At 69.0% G+C, this 17,768-nt stretch carries 7 protein-coding genes; all 7 read right to left on the bottom strand.

Annotation, left to right across the window (positions count from 1 at the left end):
- On the bottom strand, positions 1-1,068 hold the full coding sequence (locus ACFYO1_RS13855; RefSeq protein WP_387230410.1) for an HAD-IIIC family phosphatase: 1,068 nt from the start codon (positions 1,066-1,068) through the stop codon (positions 1-3).
- 18 nt (positions 1,069-1,086) lie between these two features.
- Complete coding sequence (locus ACFYO1_RS13850) at positions 1,087-2,256, bottom strand: acyl-CoA dehydrogenase family protein (protein ID WP_387230408.1); 1,170 nt, start codon at positions 2,254-2,256, stop codon at positions 1,087-1,089.
- Complete coding sequence (locus ACFYO1_RS13845; protein ID WP_364732305.1) at positions 2,253-2,522, bottom strand: acyl carrier protein; 270 nt, start codon at positions 2,520-2,522, stop codon at positions 2,253-2,255. Before ACFYO1_RS13845 ends, ACFYO1_RS13850 begins: the two co-directional genes overlap by 4 nt.
- Before the next feature lie 47 nt (positions 2,523-2,569).
- Positions 2,570-3,412 (bottom strand): 3-hydroxyacyl-CoA dehydrogenase family protein, encoded by an 843-nt coding sequence (locus tag ACFYO1_RS13840; protein ID WP_387230406.1) that lies wholly within the window; start codon positions 3,410-3,412, stop codon positions 2,570-2,572.
- Positions 3,413-3,483: 71 nt separating this feature from the next.
- Positions 3,484-5,157: a beta-ketoacyl synthase N-terminal-like domain-containing protein gene (locus ACFYO1_RS13835; protein WP_387230404.1), complete on the bottom strand. Its 1,674-nt coding sequence runs from the start codon at positions 5,155-5,157 to the stop codon at positions 3,484-3,486.
- Positions 5,150-14,476, bottom strand: coding sequence for an SDR family NAD(P)-dependent oxidoreductase (locus tag ACFYO1_RS13830; RefSeq protein WP_387230402.1), 9,327 nt, complete (start codon positions 14,474-14,476; stop codon positions 5,150-5,152). The genes ACFYO1_RS13835 and ACFYO1_RS13830 overlap by 8 nt, the downstream gene beginning before the upstream one ends.
- Before the next feature lie 783 nt (positions 14,477-15,259).
- Positions 15,260-17,443 (bottom strand): MMPL family transporter, encoded by a 2,184-nt coding sequence (locus ACFYO1_RS13825; protein ID WP_387230401.1) that lies wholly within the window; start codon positions 17,441-17,443, stop codon positions 15,260-15,262.
- Between the last annotated feature and the right edge of the window lie 325 nt (positions 17,444-17,768).

The following is a 17,768-nucleotide window of genomic DNA, read 5'->3' as shown; positions in this document are numbered from 1 at the left end:
TCACACCCCCGGACCGGTGATGAGCTTCAGGTACTCCGGCGGCTCGGGCGGCGCCGACACCGGAGCGCCCAGCAGCTGCACGCCGTCGCGCTCGCCGAGCTCCTCGAAGCCCGCGAAACGGTAAGTGACGTACATGATCCGGTTGCGTCCGGTCGGCACGAACTCGGCGATCAGGCGGGCGCCGTTCCGTTGCGCCAGTCGTACGGTGTGGTTGAGCAACACCGTGCCCACCCCGCGCGACATCACCCGGCACGACATCAGCAGCAACTCGAGCTTCCACTCGCGCTCGCCCAATTCGACCGAGGCGAGGCCGATTTGGCCGTACGTGCCGTAAACGTCGGTCAGTTCGGCCATCAGCAACAGGTGCCGATCCGAATCACATCGCTCGGCCAGCTCCTCCGCCGAATACATGATGCCGGTGGAATTCAGCTGATTCGTCCGGACCACCAGCTCCTCGGCGCGGCCGAGGTCCTTGCGCTGCGCACGACTGATGGTGAACTCCATGCCGAGGGTGGCCAGGAACCCCTCGCTGTTCCCGGTGAACTCCTCCTCGGCCTTCGTCCGGTCGATGCTCGCGAGATACATGGCCCGGCGGGCGGCGGAGTCCTCGGTGATGTACTTCGGCGTGAACTCCGGCCGCGACGCGAGCTCGCCCGCGTGCACCGCGTCGATGCACAGCACGCCGGGATGCGCGAACGCGACCTCCTCGCGCTCGAACGGCTGGTCGTCGATGAAGGCCAGCGCGTCGATGCCGATGTTCAGCGACGTCGCGATCTTGGCCACCGACTCGGACTTGGCGTCCCAGCCGATCTGTGGATACAGGAAGTATTGTGCGACACCGAGTTCGGTGAGCTTGGCCATGGTGGTCTCGTGGTCGTTGCGGCTGGCGACCGAATGCAGGATCCCCCGCTGGTCCAGGGTGACGATCGTGTCGACCACCTCCGGCCGCAGCCGCACCTGGTCGCCGTCCTCGAGCAGGATGCCCTCCCACAGGGTGTGGTCCAGGTCCCACACCACGCATTTGATGGTCGACGTGCGCGTCGATTCCGGTGCGCTCTGTGCACTCATCCGGGTGTCCTTTGCGAGTTAATGTTCATCGATCGAAACGATGCGCGCCCGGTTCTGGCACGCGTCGGCGGAAATGAGCACGTGCTGCATCTGTGTGCTGCCCTCGATGATTTCCATGACCTTCGCGTCGCGCAGGTAGCGTGCGACGGGGTAGGCGTCGCTGCACCCGAGCGCGCCATGCAGTTGCACCGCGTCGTTCGCGGCGGCCACCGCGCCGGTCGCGGCGAACTGCTTGGCGATGCAGGTGGCCATGATGGTGTCGGGATCGCCCTGGTCCTTCAGCAGCCCCGCCTGCCAGACCAGCAGCCTGGCCGCCCTGGTGTTGGTCGCCATGGTCGAGATCATCTGCTGGATCAGCTGATGCTCACGCAGCAGCGACCCGCCCTGCGTGCGCGAATTCGCATAGCTCACACAGGCTTCCAGACACGCCTGCAGGATGCCGACCGAGCCGGCGGCGACGCTGAACCGGCCGATGTCGAGCACATTCGTCGCGAGTGCGAGTCCCATCCCCTCGGCGCCGAGCAGCGCGTCGGGGCCGACGTGGCAATCCTCGAAGGTGATCTCCGCCAGCTGGCTGCCGCGGGTGCCCATGATCTCGGGCACGGCGATCTGGTGCACGCCGGGCTGATCCGCCGACACGAAGAACGCGGACGGCCCCTTGTCGGTGCGGGCGAAGACCAGGAACACATCGGCCAGTTGGCCGCCGGTGACCCACAGCTTGTGGCCGTTGAGCAGGTACCCGTCGCCGTCGCGGGCGGCGAAGGTGCGCAGGGCGGTGAAATCGCTGCCCGCGTGCGGTTCGGTCAGGCAGAACGCACCCAGGCGCTTGCCGGAAACCATTGCCGCCGACCATTGTTCGCGCAGCGCCGGGCTGCCCCAGCGGTCCAGGGCGTACAGCGCCATGCTGTGCACGGTGAGCAGACTGCGCATGGACGAGCAGCCGCGCCCGACCTCCTCGTGCAGCTCGCCGAACATCCGCATGCCCCGGCCGGTGCCCCCGGCCCGCTCGGGCAGCACCGCACCCCAGAACCCGTGTGCGCCGAACTCGTTCAGCACGTCGGCCCGGACCCGGCTGGCCCGGTCGAACTCGGCGGCGTGCGGCACCACGACGCGATCGACCACGGCGCGGAAGCTCGCCCTGGTGGGCCGGTCGGCCAGGTCCGGCTCGAGGCCGGCGACCAGGGTCATGCCGACCTCTCCGCCGGCTTCGCGGTCCGGGCCAGCAGCCGGGAGACCAGCGCGGTCATCGAGTCGATCGTGCGGAAGTTGTCCAGCCGGACCTCGTCGTTCGGGATGCGGTCGCCGATGTTCTTCTCGATGAACATGACCAGTTCCATCGCGAACAGCGAATTGACGAAACCGCTTTCGAAGATGTCCCGGTCGTCGGCGATCATCCCGTCGGGAAAGCGGCGGGCGGTGAAGTTACGGATTTCCGTGCGTGCGTCGGTGAACATGATGTGCGATCTCCCAGTTGTTTCGTTCGGTAGTGGCGTCCAATAGCTCAGGAGTAGGTGTAGAAACCCTGACCGGTCTTCCGTCCGTGCAACCCCGCGTAAACCATCTTTCTCAGGAGCGGGCATGGCCGGTATTTGCTGTCGGCATAGAACTCGTACAACCCTTCGATGCTCAGAAGTATTGTGTCCAGCCCGATCAGGTCGGCGGTCTCCAACGGGCCGGAGGCATGGCCGAAGCAGGACCGGAATATCTCGTCGACGTCCGCGGCCGAGGCGACGTCGTCCTGCAGCAGGAAGATGGCCTCGTTGACGGTGAGCATGAGCACCCGGTTGGACACGAAGCCGGGCATGTCCTTCACCACGATGCCGTGTTTTTCCATGCTGCTCAACAGGTTCCCGGCGACCTCGATGGTCGCCTCGGACGTGTGGAAACCCCGGATGACCTCGACCGTCGGCTTCATCGGCACCGGGTTCATGAAGTGCATGCCGACCACCCGATCCGGGCGGCCGGTGAGCGAGGCGATCTTGGTGATCGGGATGCACGAGGTGTTCGCGGCGAACACCGTTTCCGGCGCGCAGATCCGGTCCAGTTCCGGATACACCCGCGCCTTCAGATCCCAGTTCTCGGTGATGTTCTCGATGACGAATTCGGCGGAGCCGAGCAGCTCCACATCCGTGGTGTAGGTGACCTTTTCGGTCATGTCGCCGAATCGGTCGGTCTCCTTGCCGAAGAGTCGCCCGGTGCGGTAGAACCGCGCCACCTCCTCTTCGGCCTTCGCCAGCTGGTCCGGCGAATTGTCGACCAGCACGACTTCGAGACCGTGGGCCGCGAGATCCTGGGCGAGCCCGGTGCCCATGATGCCGGCCCCGACAACTCCTATTTGTTTCATACCTGCTGCTTTCGATCGAGTAGGCGCCATTGCCGAAATGGATTGGTGGTCAACCAGCGCGCAGCGGAGGGTTACAGTGCGAAACTGGTGCGTTCGAACGGATATGTGGGTAGCGGGATTCGGCGCGCTGCGGCGTTCCCGGTCAGGTCGTCCAGGGCGTCGCCGCCGACCCAGCGGGCCCCCATGGCGGCCAATCGCGAGCGGGTGCCATCGTCGGTGGTGACGGGCGCCGAATCATCGAGGGCGGACAGCAACTCGCGATGGTTCGCCGCGACCACGGCCCGCCGGTAGCGGAACTCCGGCCGACCGGCCCGCAGCGTATGGGCGAGGTCGGGGATCGACGTCGTCGGCCGCCGCTCCACCCAGTTACGCAGTCGCTCGGTCATTTTCGTCAGCGCCGCGGGCGTGCGGGCGGACAGAACAATCAACTCAGGTTCGCCGGCCGGCAACCCGGCCGGTGCCGCGGGCGGCTCTTGGAGCACGACGTGCGCGTTCACCCCGCCGAGACCGAACGAGCTCACCCCGGCCCGGCGCGGCCCGTCGCCCTTCCACTCCCCGCCCTGCGCGGAGACCGCGAGCTTCGCGCACGCCCGCAGCGCCGCGTTGGGCGCGCGGAAGTTCGGCTGCGGAACCAGGCGACCGTGCTCGAGCACCAGCGCGGCCTTGATCAGGCCGACGATGCCGGAGGCCGCGTCCAGATGACCGACGTTCGCCGCGACCGAGCCGACGACGCACGGCTGCGCCGCCTTGGCCGAGCCGAATATCTTTGCCAGTGAGGCGATCTCGACCTCGTCGCCCAGCTTGGTCCCCATCGCGTGCGCTTCGAGGTAGCCAAGGCTCCCGGCCGGCACGTCGGCGTTGGCCAGCGCCTCGGCGACGACCGCCGTCTTGCCCGCGACGCCTGGCGCGGTGTAGGAGGCCCGGCGCGATCCGTCGGTATTGGTGGCCGAGCCGAGAATCAGCGCGTGGATGTGGTCGCCGTCGCGGATCGCGTCCGCGGCGCGCTTGAGCACCACGGCGGCCACCGCGTTGCCGACGATCGAGCCGTCCGCGCCGGCGTCCAGGGCACGGCACACCCCGCTGGGCGAACTCACGCCGGGATAGGTGATCGCCTGCGGGAACTTCACCGCCGCCGCGCCCGCGACGGCGAGATCACACTCGCCGGACAGCAGGCTCTGGGCGGCCTGATGCACCGCGACCAGTGAACTCGACGAGAAGGTCCGCACCGTCATCGTCGGGCCGCGCAGGTTCAGCTTGTAGGCCACCCACGAGGTCAGCGAATCGCAGTCGTTCGCCACGGTGATCGGCATCAACCCGTGCTCGGCGACCAGGTCCGGTCGCTGCGCCAGCAGGCCGAGCAGATAGGTGGGAAAGCACGAGCCGCCGAACAGCCCGGTCGTGACGCCGGAGTTGCCCGGGTCGTAGCCCGCGGATTCCAGTGCGGTCCAGACACATTCGAGGAACAGTCGATGCTGCGGATCGGTGATCAGCGCCTCCGCCGGATCGACCCCGAAGAACGCGGCGTCGAAGCACTCCGCGTCCCCGAGGACGCCGGCGGTGACCGGTCCGGCCCCGTCCGCCCCGGCCGCGCGCAGCACGGCTTCCGACGGACTGTGCTGCCGGATCGCCGTCCGACCGTGTTGCAGGTTGTGCCAGAACGCGTCGACATCCTCCGCGCCCGGGAACCGGCCCGCCATGCCGACGATCGCGACGGCGAACGGCGGCGGCTCCTGGCGGCTATCCATTGCGCCGCCGGTTCATCAGTGCTTCCCGGCGCAGCGCGCCCCGATCATTGCCCGCGCCGACCTCTTCGGCGGGACTGTCCCCCGCGTCATCGATGAACTCGGCGAGATCGGCGATGGTCGGGGCCTCGTACAGCACGTGTGGCGGCAGCGCGGGCAGCTTCAGCCGGTTGCGCATGGTCGTCACCAGGTCGACGCCGAGCAGCGAGTTGCCGCCCAGTTCGAAGAAGTTGTCGTGCACGCCGACCTCCAGCAGCCCGAGCGCGTCCTGCCAGATCTCCGCGATGGCGCGGGTCAGGTCGGTGTCCGGAGCCACCAGCGGCATGCCCAGATCCGGTCGCGGATGCTTCTCCCCGCGCGGCCGGCCGCTGGCGCCGGCCAGGGTGGCCACGCTCAGCGCCGCGGTGACCGCGACCAGGGTGTTCATCTCCTGGGTGGACACCGAGACCTGCGGCTCGTCCAGTGCGAGGACGCGCAGGATCGACTCCCACCCGTCGTCGAAGTCGATGCCGATCCTGGCCCGGTTCGCGCGCAGGAATTCGATTGCGCCCGAGTCGAGTCCGGCCAGGGCGTCGTCCCAGCCGTTCCACTGCCAGTCGCCCCAGTTGATCGAGATCACCCGGTAGGCGTCGCTGCTCGCGTGGGCGACCGCGTCGAGATAGGCGTTGGCCGCGCAGTAGTCGATCTGTCCGGGGCCGCCGCCGGTGAGCGCGGCGATCGAGGAGAACAGCAGCAGGAAGTCCAGGTCGACGCCGGTGAGCACGTCACGCAGCACGTCCGTGCCCGCGACCTTGGCCGCGAACACCTCGGCGATCTGCTCGTCGGTCTTGAACTGCATCAGCCCCTGACCGGGCCGCCCCGCGGCGTGCAGGACGCCGTCGATGTGACCGAACCTGGCCAGCGTCTCGTCGACGACCTTGCGCATGTCCGCCCGGCTCGACACGTCGGCGGCCAGCACCAGCACCTCCGCGCCCGCCCCGGCCAGCGCACGCACCTCGAGGATGCGCCGGGCGAGTTCGGCCGGCGTGGCCTCGTCGGCCAGCAGATCGTCCCAGGTGGACTCGTCCGGCAGGCCGGTGCGGCCGACCAGCACGAGCCGCGCCCGGACATGTTCGGCGAGCCGGTGCGCCATGGCGAGCCCGACGCCGCCGAGGCCGCCGGTGATCAGGTACACCCCGCGCTCGCTCAGGACCTGTTCGGGCGCGGGGACGGTGGGCGCGACGAGCTGTTCGAAGTGCGGGATCAGCCGGCGGCGTCCGCGCAGCGCGACCTGCGAATCGGCGGTGGCGGTGCACAATTCGCGCAGCACCAGGTCGGCGTTCAGATCGCCGGCGCCGATGTCGATGTGCCGCACGTGCACTGCCGGATACTCCAGCGGAATCACCTTGAGCGGACCGGTGACCATGGCCTGATAGGGGTCCACCCGGTCGGCTGCCGTGGCATCGAACGCGCCCGTGGTGATGATGTCCAGGCCGACGTCGCCGAGGCCGGTCTCGGCGACGGCCTTCGCCAAGGCCAGCAGGCTGTGGAAGGACGAGTTCACGTCGGCGGCCGTGCCGTCCTCGGTGCCCGACCACAGGTGCACGATCCGTTGCGGGACCGAACCTTCCGCGACCAGTTCGGATAGCAGCGCGAGGTAGTCCGGGGTCGAACCCGGCTCGACGGTGAACGAACCGTCCCCGCACCGGGCGAACTCCGCGCCCGCCGTCACCGACACCACGGATCCGCCTGCGGCCGTGATCGACTCGGCCAGTTCCATGGCGCGCACGGAGACATCGGTGAGCAGCAGCCAGGTGCCGTCCACCCGGGCCGGATCCGCGGCGGTCGGCGCGGACTGGCGCCAGGCCGGGATGGCGAACCACTCGCCGGCCGGTCGGCGGGCCAGGGTGGCGAGGGCGCGAGCCGGATCGCGGGCGACGTCGGCGGTGCTGATGCCGTCGTCCCGCGCCGCGCCGGCGGGGCGTTCCTCGATCCAGTAGCGCTGCCGCTGAAACGCGTAGGTAGGCAGCGCGATTCGCCGACGCGGCGCGTCGTGGACCGACTTCCAGTCGATCGCGACGCCGGTGACCCACAGCGCCGCCAGCGTTTCGGCCAGCCGCGCCGTTCCGGTTGTGGGATCGGACTCGGCCGGTGCGGTGGCGACGATCATCCGGCGGCGTTCCGCGGGGCACCGCTCGGCGATCGGATCGCCGACCGAGCCGGCCGGTCCGAGCTCGAGCAGGATTCGCTCCGGCTCGGCCAGGATCTCGTCGGCGGCCGCGGCGAAGGCGACCGGTCCGCGGACATGTCCGGCCCAGTACTCCGGGTCGATGAGGTCCCGCGCGGCGAGTCCGGTGCCGGTGACGGTCGAGACGCAGCGAACGGTCGGCTCGGCCGGATTCAACTGCCGGGCAGCCCAATCGGCGAGGCCCCGGGCGACTCCGTCGAGTGCCGTCGGCTCAGGGCCGGCTTCGTCGAGCAGGCGGGCGCGTTCGACAACCAGCGCCAGCGCTTCCGGAAGGCCGATCATGCCGGCCAGGCAGACCGCCACCAGCTCGCCGATCTCACGGCCGAGCATGACTTGGGGACGCAGTCCCCACGCCGAAAGCTGTTGAGCAAGAGCGAATTCCACGGCGAACGCGCAGGCGTGCGGCAGCCCGCTGGGCGATCCGCCCGCGGCGAGTGATTGGTCGACGTCTAGCAGCGCGTCGCGAATGTCGCGGCCGGTCAACGGCTTCACCAGCTCCGCGCAGGCATCCACCGTCGTCGCGAAGACTCCGCCACCGGCGTAGAGATCGGCGGTGACATCCGGCCGGATGCCTTCCGTACCCGCGAACAGGAAGCCGATCGGCCGGTTGCCGGAGCGATCGCGGTTGTCCACCAACCGATCCGGCCGCGCCCCGTCGAGCACATCGAGCGCGTCCAGCCGATCGGCGACCACCACCGCCCGGCGGTGCTCGAAACGTTCCCGGCCGACCTGCAAGGTGTAGGCGATATCGGCGATGGACTGCTCCGGATGCTCGTCCATATGCGCGCGCAGATTCTTCGTCGCGGCGTCGAGCGCCAGTTTGGTGCGGGCCGAGAGCACGAGCACATTCGGCCGGCCGCCGTCGGTCGAATGCTGTTGCACCGGCGGCTGTTCCACCACGACGTGGGCGTTGGTGCCGCCCATGCCGAGCGAGTTCACCCCGGCCCGGCGGGGCAACCCGGCGGGCTGCCACGGCGTCGACGCGGTGCTCACATAGAACGGGCTGCGCTCGAAATCGATCTCCGGGTTCGGCGATTCGTAGTGCAGCGACGCCGGGATGACGCCGTCGCGCACCGCCAGCGCGGCCTTGATCAGCCCGGTCGAGCCGGCCGCCCGGTCCAGGTGACCGATATTGGTCTTCACCGAGCCGATCGCGCAGTACTGCTTGCGTTCGGTGTCGCCGAACGCCCGGGTGAGCGCGGCCACCTCGATCGGATCGCCCAATTCCGTTGCGGTGCCGTGCGCCTCGATGAGACCGACGGTGTTCGCGTCGACGCCCGCGATGCTCAGCGCCTTGGCCACCACCTCGGCCTGTCCCTTGATGCTGGGCGCGGTGAAGCCGACCTTCTGCGAACCGTCGTTGTTGATCGCCGAGCCCTTGATCACCGCGGTGATCGAATCGCCGTCCGCCAGTGCGTCGGAGAGCCGCTTGAGCACCAGCACCGAGGCGCCGTCGCCGAACAGCGCACCCTTGGCCTTCGCGTCGAAGGTGCGGATGTGCCCGTCGGGGCTCTCCATGCCGCCCTCCTGGAACAGATGACCCACCTTGTCCGGCACCCGGACCGAGACACCGCCCGCGACCGCCATGTCGCACTCGCCACCGATCAGGCTGCGGCAGGCCAGGTGGACCGCGACCAGACCGGTGGAGCAGAACGTCTGCACCGAAACGGCGGGCCCGCGCAGGTTGAGCTTGTACGACGCCGCCGTGGTGAGCGAGTCCTTGTCGTTGCTGATCACCAGCTGGTAGTCGTTGATCATGTCGATGATGTCGGGATCCTGCGAGATCCGGCGCAGCAGATAGGTGCTGATGTTCGCGCCGCCGAAGACACCGACCGGCTTACCGATCGACCGCGGCGCGTACCCGGCGTTCTCCAGCGACTCCCAGACGACCTCGAGGAACAGCCGCTGCTGCGGATCGGTCAGCCGGGCGTCGAACGGCGTGAACCCGAAGAACTCGGCGTCGAAATCCTCGATGTTGTCCAGCACCGGGCGGGCGCGGACATAGCCGGGCTGGTTCACCACCTCGGCCGGCACGCCGGCCTCGATCAGCTCCTCCGGGCTGAAGAAGCTGATCGACTCGACACCGGCGCGCACGTTCTGCCAGAACTGGTCGACCGAGTTCGCACCGGGGAAGCGGCCCGCCATGCCGATGATGGCGATGTCCTCGATCAGCATGCCGTCGCGACGAACGAGACCGTCGGACAACGGAACCGGCGCGCTCGCGACGATGTCCTCCGGCAGCGGCTGCGCCGGGACGTCCGGCAGCAGATAGGCGGCCATGTCGGCCACGGTCGGCGCCTCGAACAGGGCCAGCGTTGGCACCGTGACGCCGAACTCCTTCTGGATGGAGTTGACCAATTGCAGGCCGACCAGCGAATTGCCGCCGAGTTCGAAGAAGTTGTCGTACAGGTCGACCTGTTCGACACCGAGCGCGGTCCGCCACAGCGCGGCCAGCCTGCGCTGGTACTCCTGCAGGCCGACGGCTTCGCCGGCGAAAGCGTGTGGGCGATCGGCCGATTCGGCGGCGCCGGGACGCTGCTCCCCCGTTTCCGGCACACCGTGGAACGGATCGCGGCCGGGCACCCAGGCGGCGATCCGGCTGGTCAGCTCGCCCGCCGAGACGATGACCCGGCTCGGCGCACCGGCCAGCAGCCGGTCGAGCGTCGCCAGGCCCTGCTCGGTGGTCATCGAGTAGCGGTTGAGCGAATCACCAACGCCGGCAACGGCTTCGCCCGCCGTGGTGGCCTGCCAGGTGTCCCAGCACGCCGACCGCCACGCGGCCGGGACCGGCAGATCCGCGGACTCGACGAACCGGTCCTGGAACGCGTTGGCGGCCGAGTAGGCGGTGAAGCCGAGCCCGCCGAGGATCGCCGACATCGACGACATCAGCAGCACGAACTCGAGGTCCGCCTGGCCCTCCAGGGCCTCGGCGAGGGCGACGGTGCCGTGCACCTTCGGGGCGAAGTGCGGTGCGATCAGTTCGGGGGTCAGCTTGTTCGCGGTCGCGAAGGTTTCCGCGGCGGTGAGCCCGGCCGCGTGCACGACACCGTTGATCGGACCGTACTGTTCGCCGACCAGCTCGAACGCGGCGCGCAGGGCGTCGGGATCGCCCAGATCCGCGGCGAGCACGAGGATTCGGGCGCCGGCCGCGGCCAGTTCGGCGACGGCCCGCTTGCGCTGCGCGTCCTGCGACGCCGGGGCCGGATCGGCCGGGAGCCCGGTGCGGCCGAGCAGCACCACGTTCACGTCCGGCTGGGCGCCGACGATGTGCCGCGCCAGCCGCAGACCGATCTTGCCGAGTCCGCCGGTGATCACATAGGTGCCGCCGGCGCGGAATCCGAAGGGGCGGGCCGGCAGGGCCGCGGGCCGGAACCGTTTGACACAGCGCTTCGCGGCGCGATAGGCGATCGAGGTAGCCGTGCCCGGCCAGCGCAACTCGCTCAGCAGGTGCATGGCGAGCATGTCCCATTCGGCGCCGTCGTCGGCGGACGGCTCGAGGTCGACCGTGCGCACGGCCAGGCTCGGATACTCCTGCGGCAGCGTCAGCGCGGGGCCCTGGATGGTCGCCTTGCCGGGGTGCAATTGATCGTCGCCGTCGACGATCTCGGCGTAATCGGTCACCACGATCAGCCGGACTCCGTGCACCACCTTGGCGCCCAGTGCGTTTCCGAGCGCCAGGACGCTGTCGAAACCGATCCGCTGATGCTCGGCCACGCGCTCCGGTGAGCGCGGGTCCGGGCATGGCCCGGTGACCGACCACAGGTGGGTGACGACCCGCGGCAGCGCACCGTCGTCGGCCAGCGCGTCCAGCAGTCGCCCATAGTCGCCGGGTTCGTCACGCCGGATCTCGTAGGTCGATTCGTTGAGCTTGGTGAAGGCGGTGCCGGGCACGACGGTGACGACCCGGGTGGACGGAGCCAGCACGCGGCGCATCCGATCGGCCAGCCGGATCCCCGGGCCCTGCTGATCGGCGAAGATCAGGTGCGGCCCGGCCACGCTGCCGCCGGTCGGCAGCTCCGGTTCCCAATACGGTTGCAGGACGGCGAATCCGGTGTCCGAGCTCGGTTGTTTCGGGGCTGCCGCGCGCTCGACCTCGCGCCCGGCCGCCGCGTCCGGCCAGTACTCCACGTGTTCGAACGGGTAGGTCGGCAGGTGCGCGATGCCGCCCTCGGCGCGCCAGTCGACCGGCACGCCCCGGGTCCACATCCTTCCGGTGGTGCGGGCAACCAGCGCGGGCTCGGGCTCGCGCATCGCCGACGCGCGCAGTGTCGGCAGCACCATGGTGCTGTCCGCGTGGCCGGTCAGCGACTGCCGGACGAGACTGCCGGTCTGACCCGCGCCGAGGTCCAGAACGACGCCGGGGTGGCCGCCCGCGAGGGTGCGGATACCGTCGGTGAACCGGACCGTGGAGCACATGTGGTCCACCCAGTACCCCGGGTCCTGGGCCTGCTCGGCGGTCATCCAGGTGCCGGTGACATTCGAGATCAGCGGCAGCGCAGGTGCTTTCAGCTCGACCTCGGCGAGCATCGCGGTGAACCGGTCACGCAGTGGCCGCAGCAGATGCGAATGCATGGCCCGGCTCGTCGGTACCCGGCGGCAGACGATCTCCTCGGCGGCGAGCACCGCCTCGAACCTGGCGATCGCCGCCTCGCGTCCGGCGACCACGAAGGCCGACGGACTGTTCACCGCGGCCAGCGACAACTCGGCGTTCAGATAGCCGGACAGGCGCTCCACGCTGTCGCCGACGGTGAGCATCACGCCCGGCTCCGACTCGGCGACCAGCTGTGCGCGCCGAATAACTAGGGGCACAGCGGCTTCCAGCGCGAAGATGCCGGCAACGCAGGCGGCCGCGTATTCGCCGAGGCTGTACCCGATCAACGCCGCCGGCTCGATGCCGCGACTGCGCCACATCTGCGCCGCGGCGTAGTCCAGCCCGAACACCGCGGCGTGTGCGAGCTCCGTCCGGCTGGTCAACGGCGAATCGGCGCCCGAGCCGCCGCGCCCGAATGCGGACAGCAGATCCGCCTGCTCCGCGTCTGCCTGCGCGAACAGCACCGTGCGGAAGTCGGTGCCGAGCAACGGGATCGCCAGCTCCGCGCAGGCGTCGAGGGCGGCCCGGAAACTGGCGTCGGTGTCGTAGAGCCCGCGGCCCATGCCGACGAACTGGTCCCCGGTTCCGGGGAACACGAAGCTCACCTCGGCGGTCTCGCCACGCTGCACCAGCGCGGTCGGCACCTTGGTGCCGACACTGTCGAGCTGGTCCGCGGCCTCCGCGATCGATCGGAACGCGACGGCGGTGCGATATTCCAGCGCGCTGCGCCCGAACTGCGTGGTGTAGGCGAGCGCGGCCGGTGCGATATCGCCGTGCGTCCGAAGGTGATGCGCCAGCGCCTTGGCGCTCGCGGCCAGCGCGGTCGGGGTGCGCGCCGAGAGCGGCGCGACATGCCAACGGTCCGGAGCCGAATCATCCGGTGCCGGTGGCGCTTCGGGCGGCGCTTCGAGGACGATGTGCGCATTCGTCCCGGACCAGCCGAACGAGCTGACGCCCGCGATCGGGGCGGTGTCCCGGGCCGGCCAGGCCGTCGGCGCGTCCGGCAGCCGGACCGGCGCGGCGGCCCAGTCGATCGACGGATTCCGTTCGCGCAGATGCAGATTCGGCGGAATCATCCGGTGGCCCAGGGCCAGGATGGTCTTGATCAGCCCGGCCATTCCGGCGGCGCCGGTGAGGTGACCGACGTTGGTCTTGACCGCACCCACCGCCAACGGACCCGACGCCCGCTCCGTGCCGCCGAAAACCTCGGTGAGACCGCCGATTTCGATGGCGTCGCCCAGGGGTGTGCCCGAGCCGTGCGCTTCGACGAAGTCCACCTCGTCCGGCCGGACGCCCGCGCGGCGCTGGGCCGCGCGGATGACGTCGACCTGCGCCGCACCGTTGGGCGCGGTGAGCCCGTTGCTCATGCCGTCCTGGTTCACCGCCGACCCGCGCAGGATCGCGTGCACCCGATGATTGTGCAGCCGTGCGGTGCTCAGCCGTTCGACCACGACCGAGCCGCAGCCCTCGCCGATCAGGAATCCGTCGGCGGCGGCGTCGAAGGTCTTGCAGCGCCCGTCGACCGCGAGCATGCGCATCTTGCACGCCTGCCGGAACATGTCCGGATGCACGATGGCGCTGACGCCGGCCACGATCGCGCGGTCGCACTCCCCGTTGCGCACGCTGGCCATCGCGAGATGCAGCGCGACCAGCGACGACGAGCAGGCGGTGTCGAGCACCAGGCTCGGGCCACGCAGGTCGAGCAGGTAGGAGACCCGCCCGGCCAGCACGCTGGGCGAGGTGCCGAGCCCGACGTAGGGGTCGTCCAGCATCGCCGGCCCGCCCCGGTCGGTCAGCAGGTTCGCGTACTGGCTGGTGGCCATCATGCCGACGAACACGCCGGTGCGGCTGCCCCGGATCCGGTCCGCCGGGATGCCCGCGTCCTCGAGTGCCGACCACGCCACCTCGAGCAGCATGCGCTGCTGCGGATCCAGCCGAAGCGCCTCACGCGGCGAGATGCCGAAGAACTTGGCGTCGAAGCCCGCGATGTCGTCGACGAACGCGCCGCGGGTGGTGTACGCGGTGCCCGGCGCGTACGGATCGGGGTCGTAGAACGAGTGCGCGTCCCAGCGCTGCGCGGGCACCTCGGCGCTGGCGTCGACACCGTCGATCAGGTTCTGCCAGAACTGTGCCGGAGTGTTCGCGCCGCCGGGAAAGCGGCAGGCCAGGCCGGCGACGCAGAGCGGATCGTCGCTGCTGTCCGGCGTTTCGTCGACCACCCCGGGCGGCGCCGCGGGCGCCGCGTGCGGATCGGCCAGCGCGCGGGCGAGCCGGCTGATCGACGGATGCTCGTACAGCAACGTCTCGGGGAGCTTGCGGCCCAGCATCTCCTCCAGCTCGCCGGACAGGCCGACGACGTCGGCGGAGGTGAGACCGTATGTGGCAAAGCTGGTTTCGGTGTCGACCGCGGCCGCGTCGACGACCATGATCTCCGCGATCCGGCCGGTCAGCCAGATCCGGATTCGCTGCTCTACCGATGACCCGTTTTCCTGAATTTGGCGCACGCTTCAGCCCTTGCTCAGACGGAGGGAAGTCCCGGGATTCGAGCTTCTTCGACCGACTTACCCCTGGATGAGTGGAAAGCTAGCACCGGTCCTGACACCCCGCAATACCGGCAAGTATTGAATACTCACAAGTATGACCCTGCGTCAGGGTGGCGATTTCAGCATGCGGAATCCGTTGGCGCTCAGGGGGCGCGAGCACAAACACGAGCGCGGCATCGGTCACGAACGACAGCGTCAGCAAGCGCGGCCCGCAAGCCCCGTCGAAGCTGTCGCCGAGCCGCCCTCGACGCCCGCGGCAGCCCTCGAATCGCGGCCAGGCGCTGCTGATTCTCCTGCTACCAACCGCCGGGTAGCTTTCGGTGGCACCGGCCCGCGCGCCGAGTCGCACCTGGCTTCCAGAATCGATCCGGCAAAGTCATCGCGTCGTCGCGACGACTCCCCCCGAGCCTGCCCGATATCGCCGCGACTTATGGTTCCGGCCCTCGCCGGAAAAGCGTTCTGAACGTTCAATTTTGTTCAGACGTTTACCAGAATATTACGACCTCGGCCGGGCCGTTATGCCGCCATTACGCTCGCCTGCCACCGGGCCGTGGCCCGGATCGACTTGTGCCGGGCCGATAGCCGGCACAACAGGTCGGCGGCGGTCCGTGTGCCCGGCACGCAGAAGCGGATGAATTCTTCCGGCTCAGGCGGAGGGTCGGTGCGGATGCCCTCGATGATACGCGCGCTCACCGTGCGGATGTATCGATATGCGTTTGGACACAACCCATTTCGTCGTCCGGTTCATCCATCAGCCGGCCCGGCACGGACCAGCGACGGCTCCCGGACCATAACGTTCCGGTGCAGGCGGCGCATCCAGTTCGGCGCCCACCAGCATGCCTCCCCGAGCAGTTTCATGGTCGCGGGAACGAGCAGCAGGCGCAGCACTGTCGCGTCGATGCATAAGGCGGTCACCATGCCGAGGGCTATGTATTGCATCATCAACAGATCAGAGAGGGCGAAAACACCGGTAACCACGATGAGAATCGCTGCGGCGGCGGTGATTATCCGCCCGGTGCGGGCGACGCCGGTACGGATCGCCGCGGCGGTGGATTCCCCGGCCCGGTGCGCCTCGACGATGCGGGCGAGCAGGAACACCTCGTAGTCGGTGGACAGGCCGTAGATCACCGAGACGATCAGCATGAGGATCAGCGGCATGATCGGCTGTGGCGTGTAGCCCAGCACGTCCGCGCCGTGCCCTTCGACGAAGATCCAGGTCAGCACGCCGATGGTGGCGCCGAGCCCGAGCAGGTTCAGCACCGCGGCCTTCAGCGGCAGCACCAGCGAGCCGAAGGTCAGCGACAGCAGGACGGTCGTCGCGAGAAAGACCAGCGTGAGCATCAGGGGCAGCCGGTCGAGCAGCGCGTCGATGCTGTCGCGCTTCGCCGCGGGATCGCCGCCGACCAACAGCGTTGTCCCCTTGGGCAATTCCATCGATCGCAGGTAGTCGATGGTTGCGTCCGCCGCGTCCGAGCCGGTCAGCACGGTGTCGGTGGCATAGACGAAAGGCGCCGCGCCCTGCATCGGAGCGGGGAACGGCGCGGCCAGTCCGGGCGCGTGATTCGCCTGCGCCACAACGGCGGCTATGTCCGCGCTGCGGTAGGTGACCATGACCAGCTGAACCGGATCGATCCGGCGCAGCGGGAAGATCTCGTCGAAGTGCTGCTGCGCCGATCTCGTCGGGTCGTCCGGCGGCAGGAAACGCTCGGTGATGCCGCCGAAGCCGATGTGCTGTATCGGCGCGATGAGCAGCAGCAGGCCGGCGCACACCGTGATCACTACGGCCAGTGGCCTTTTCATCGCCGCGCCCGCGATCTGTCCCCAGACGTTGTCCCGTATGTCGTCGGCGGATCGGGTCCTGCGGAACCAGTCGAAACCGAACGCGTCCACCCGGCGCCCGAGCACCGCGAGCAGCGCGGGCAGCACCGTGATCGAGGTGAGCGCGGCCACTGCGACGGTGACCATCGCGCCGTAGGCGAACGACTTCAGGAAGCCCTGCGGGAACAGCAGAACGCCCGCCGCCGCGACGACCACGATGGTCGCCGAGAACACGACCGTCCGGCCCGCGGTCGTCACCGCCCGGCGCACCGCCTCCGCAACCTCGTGACCATCGGCGAGCTCGTCGCGGAATCGACTCACCAGGAACAGCCCGTAATCGATGGCCAAACCGAGGCCGATCATCGAAACGACGGGCGAGACAAACGAATTGACCTCCGTCACGGTGGTGATGGCGCGAATGACACCCCACGCGGCAACCACGGTCAGCCCGCCGACGACGAGCGGGAGGGCCGCCGCGACGACACCGCCGAAGAGGAAGAACAGCAGCACCGCGACCACCGGGACGGCGATCAGCTCCATCCGCCGTTGATCGCGGACCATGGTGTCGTTGAGCGCGCCCGCGACCGCCTGCCCGCCCGCGACCTCCATGTCGACACCCGGAATCGTCAGTCGGTCAGCGACTTTGCCATAGTTGCGCAGCAACGCCGTGTCGTCGCCGCCGCGCACCGCGATGGAGGCGAACGCGTGCCGGCGATCCTTGGAACCGAAGAGATCCGGCAGCGTCAGGCCGGTCGCGGTCGGCCAGTAGGTGCCGTTGATCTTCGCGATCTCGTCCGGGAAGCGCTGCGGCAGGTCGTTCAGATAGCCGACTATCCGCGCGCCGAAGCCGGGGTCATCGATCGTCGTGCCGGGTGGCGCGTGGAACAGCAGTATCACGTCACCGCTGACGTCACGACCGAAGGCCTCGTCCCGCAATCGGGTCGCCCGCGCGGATTCCGATCCGGGATCATCCCAGCCGCGCGAACTCAATTCGGCGCCGAGTCCGAGTCCGTACACACCGACCGCGGACAGGACGAAGACAACAATTCCGATGACCGCGAATCGCCGCCGGACGACCACCTCCGCCCACTGCGAGAAATCCGCGAACAACGGCCGCTCCTAATCCGTGCGTTGAATTGCTCGACGCGCGGTGGCGTCCGGCGAACAGCCTGGAACGTACCAAGGGTTACCAGGGTCCGAACAAACGTCATCGGAGATTCCGACAGCGCACAACTGAGGCATCAGCCGGGCTGTGAACTGTACCTATGGCCCTCCTACATACACCCGCTCAGCGCCCGGCATCGCCGTAAAGGGCACTGAATCAGGACATTTCACAGACGACCGCCCATCACTGTACGGCGATCTCCAGGATTTCCGGACGCCGGTTATCGCGTCGATACGATCGAGTCCGGTGTGCCTATTGTGTTGAACTCTG

Source organism: Nocardia sp. NPDC006044 (genome assembly GCF_042871115.1).
In the GTDB taxonomy this organism is placed as follows: domain Bacteria; phylum Actinomycetota; class Actinomycetes; order Mycobacteriales; family Mycobacteriaceae; genus Nocardia.
This window is presented reverse-complemented; position numbering and strand designations above follow the sequence as displayed.

What these genes read in the sequence shown, in the direction of transcription:
- ACFYO1_RS13855 (WP_387230410.1), bottom strand. Translation starts at nt 1,068, where the DNA reads ATGAGTGCACAGAGCGCACCGGAATCGACGCGCACGTCGACCATCAAA.
- ACFYO1_RS13850 (WP_387230408.1), bottom strand. Translation starts at nt 2,256, where the DNA reads ATGACCCTGGTCGCCGGCCTCGAGCCGGACCTGGCCGACCGGCCCACC.
- ACFYO1_RS13845 (WP_364732305.1), bottom strand. Translation starts at nt 2,522, where the DNA reads ATGTTCACCGACGCACGCACGGAAATCCGTAACTTCACCGCCCGCCGC.
- ACFYO1_RS13840 (WP_387230406.1), bottom strand. Translation starts at nt 3,412, where the DNA reads ATGAAACAAATAGGAGTTGTCGGGGCCGGCATCATGGGCACCGGGCTC.
- ACFYO1_RS13835 (WP_387230404.1), bottom strand. Translation starts at nt 5,157, where the DNA reads ATGGATAGCCGCCAGGAGCCGCCGCCGTTCGCCGTCGCGATCGTCGGC.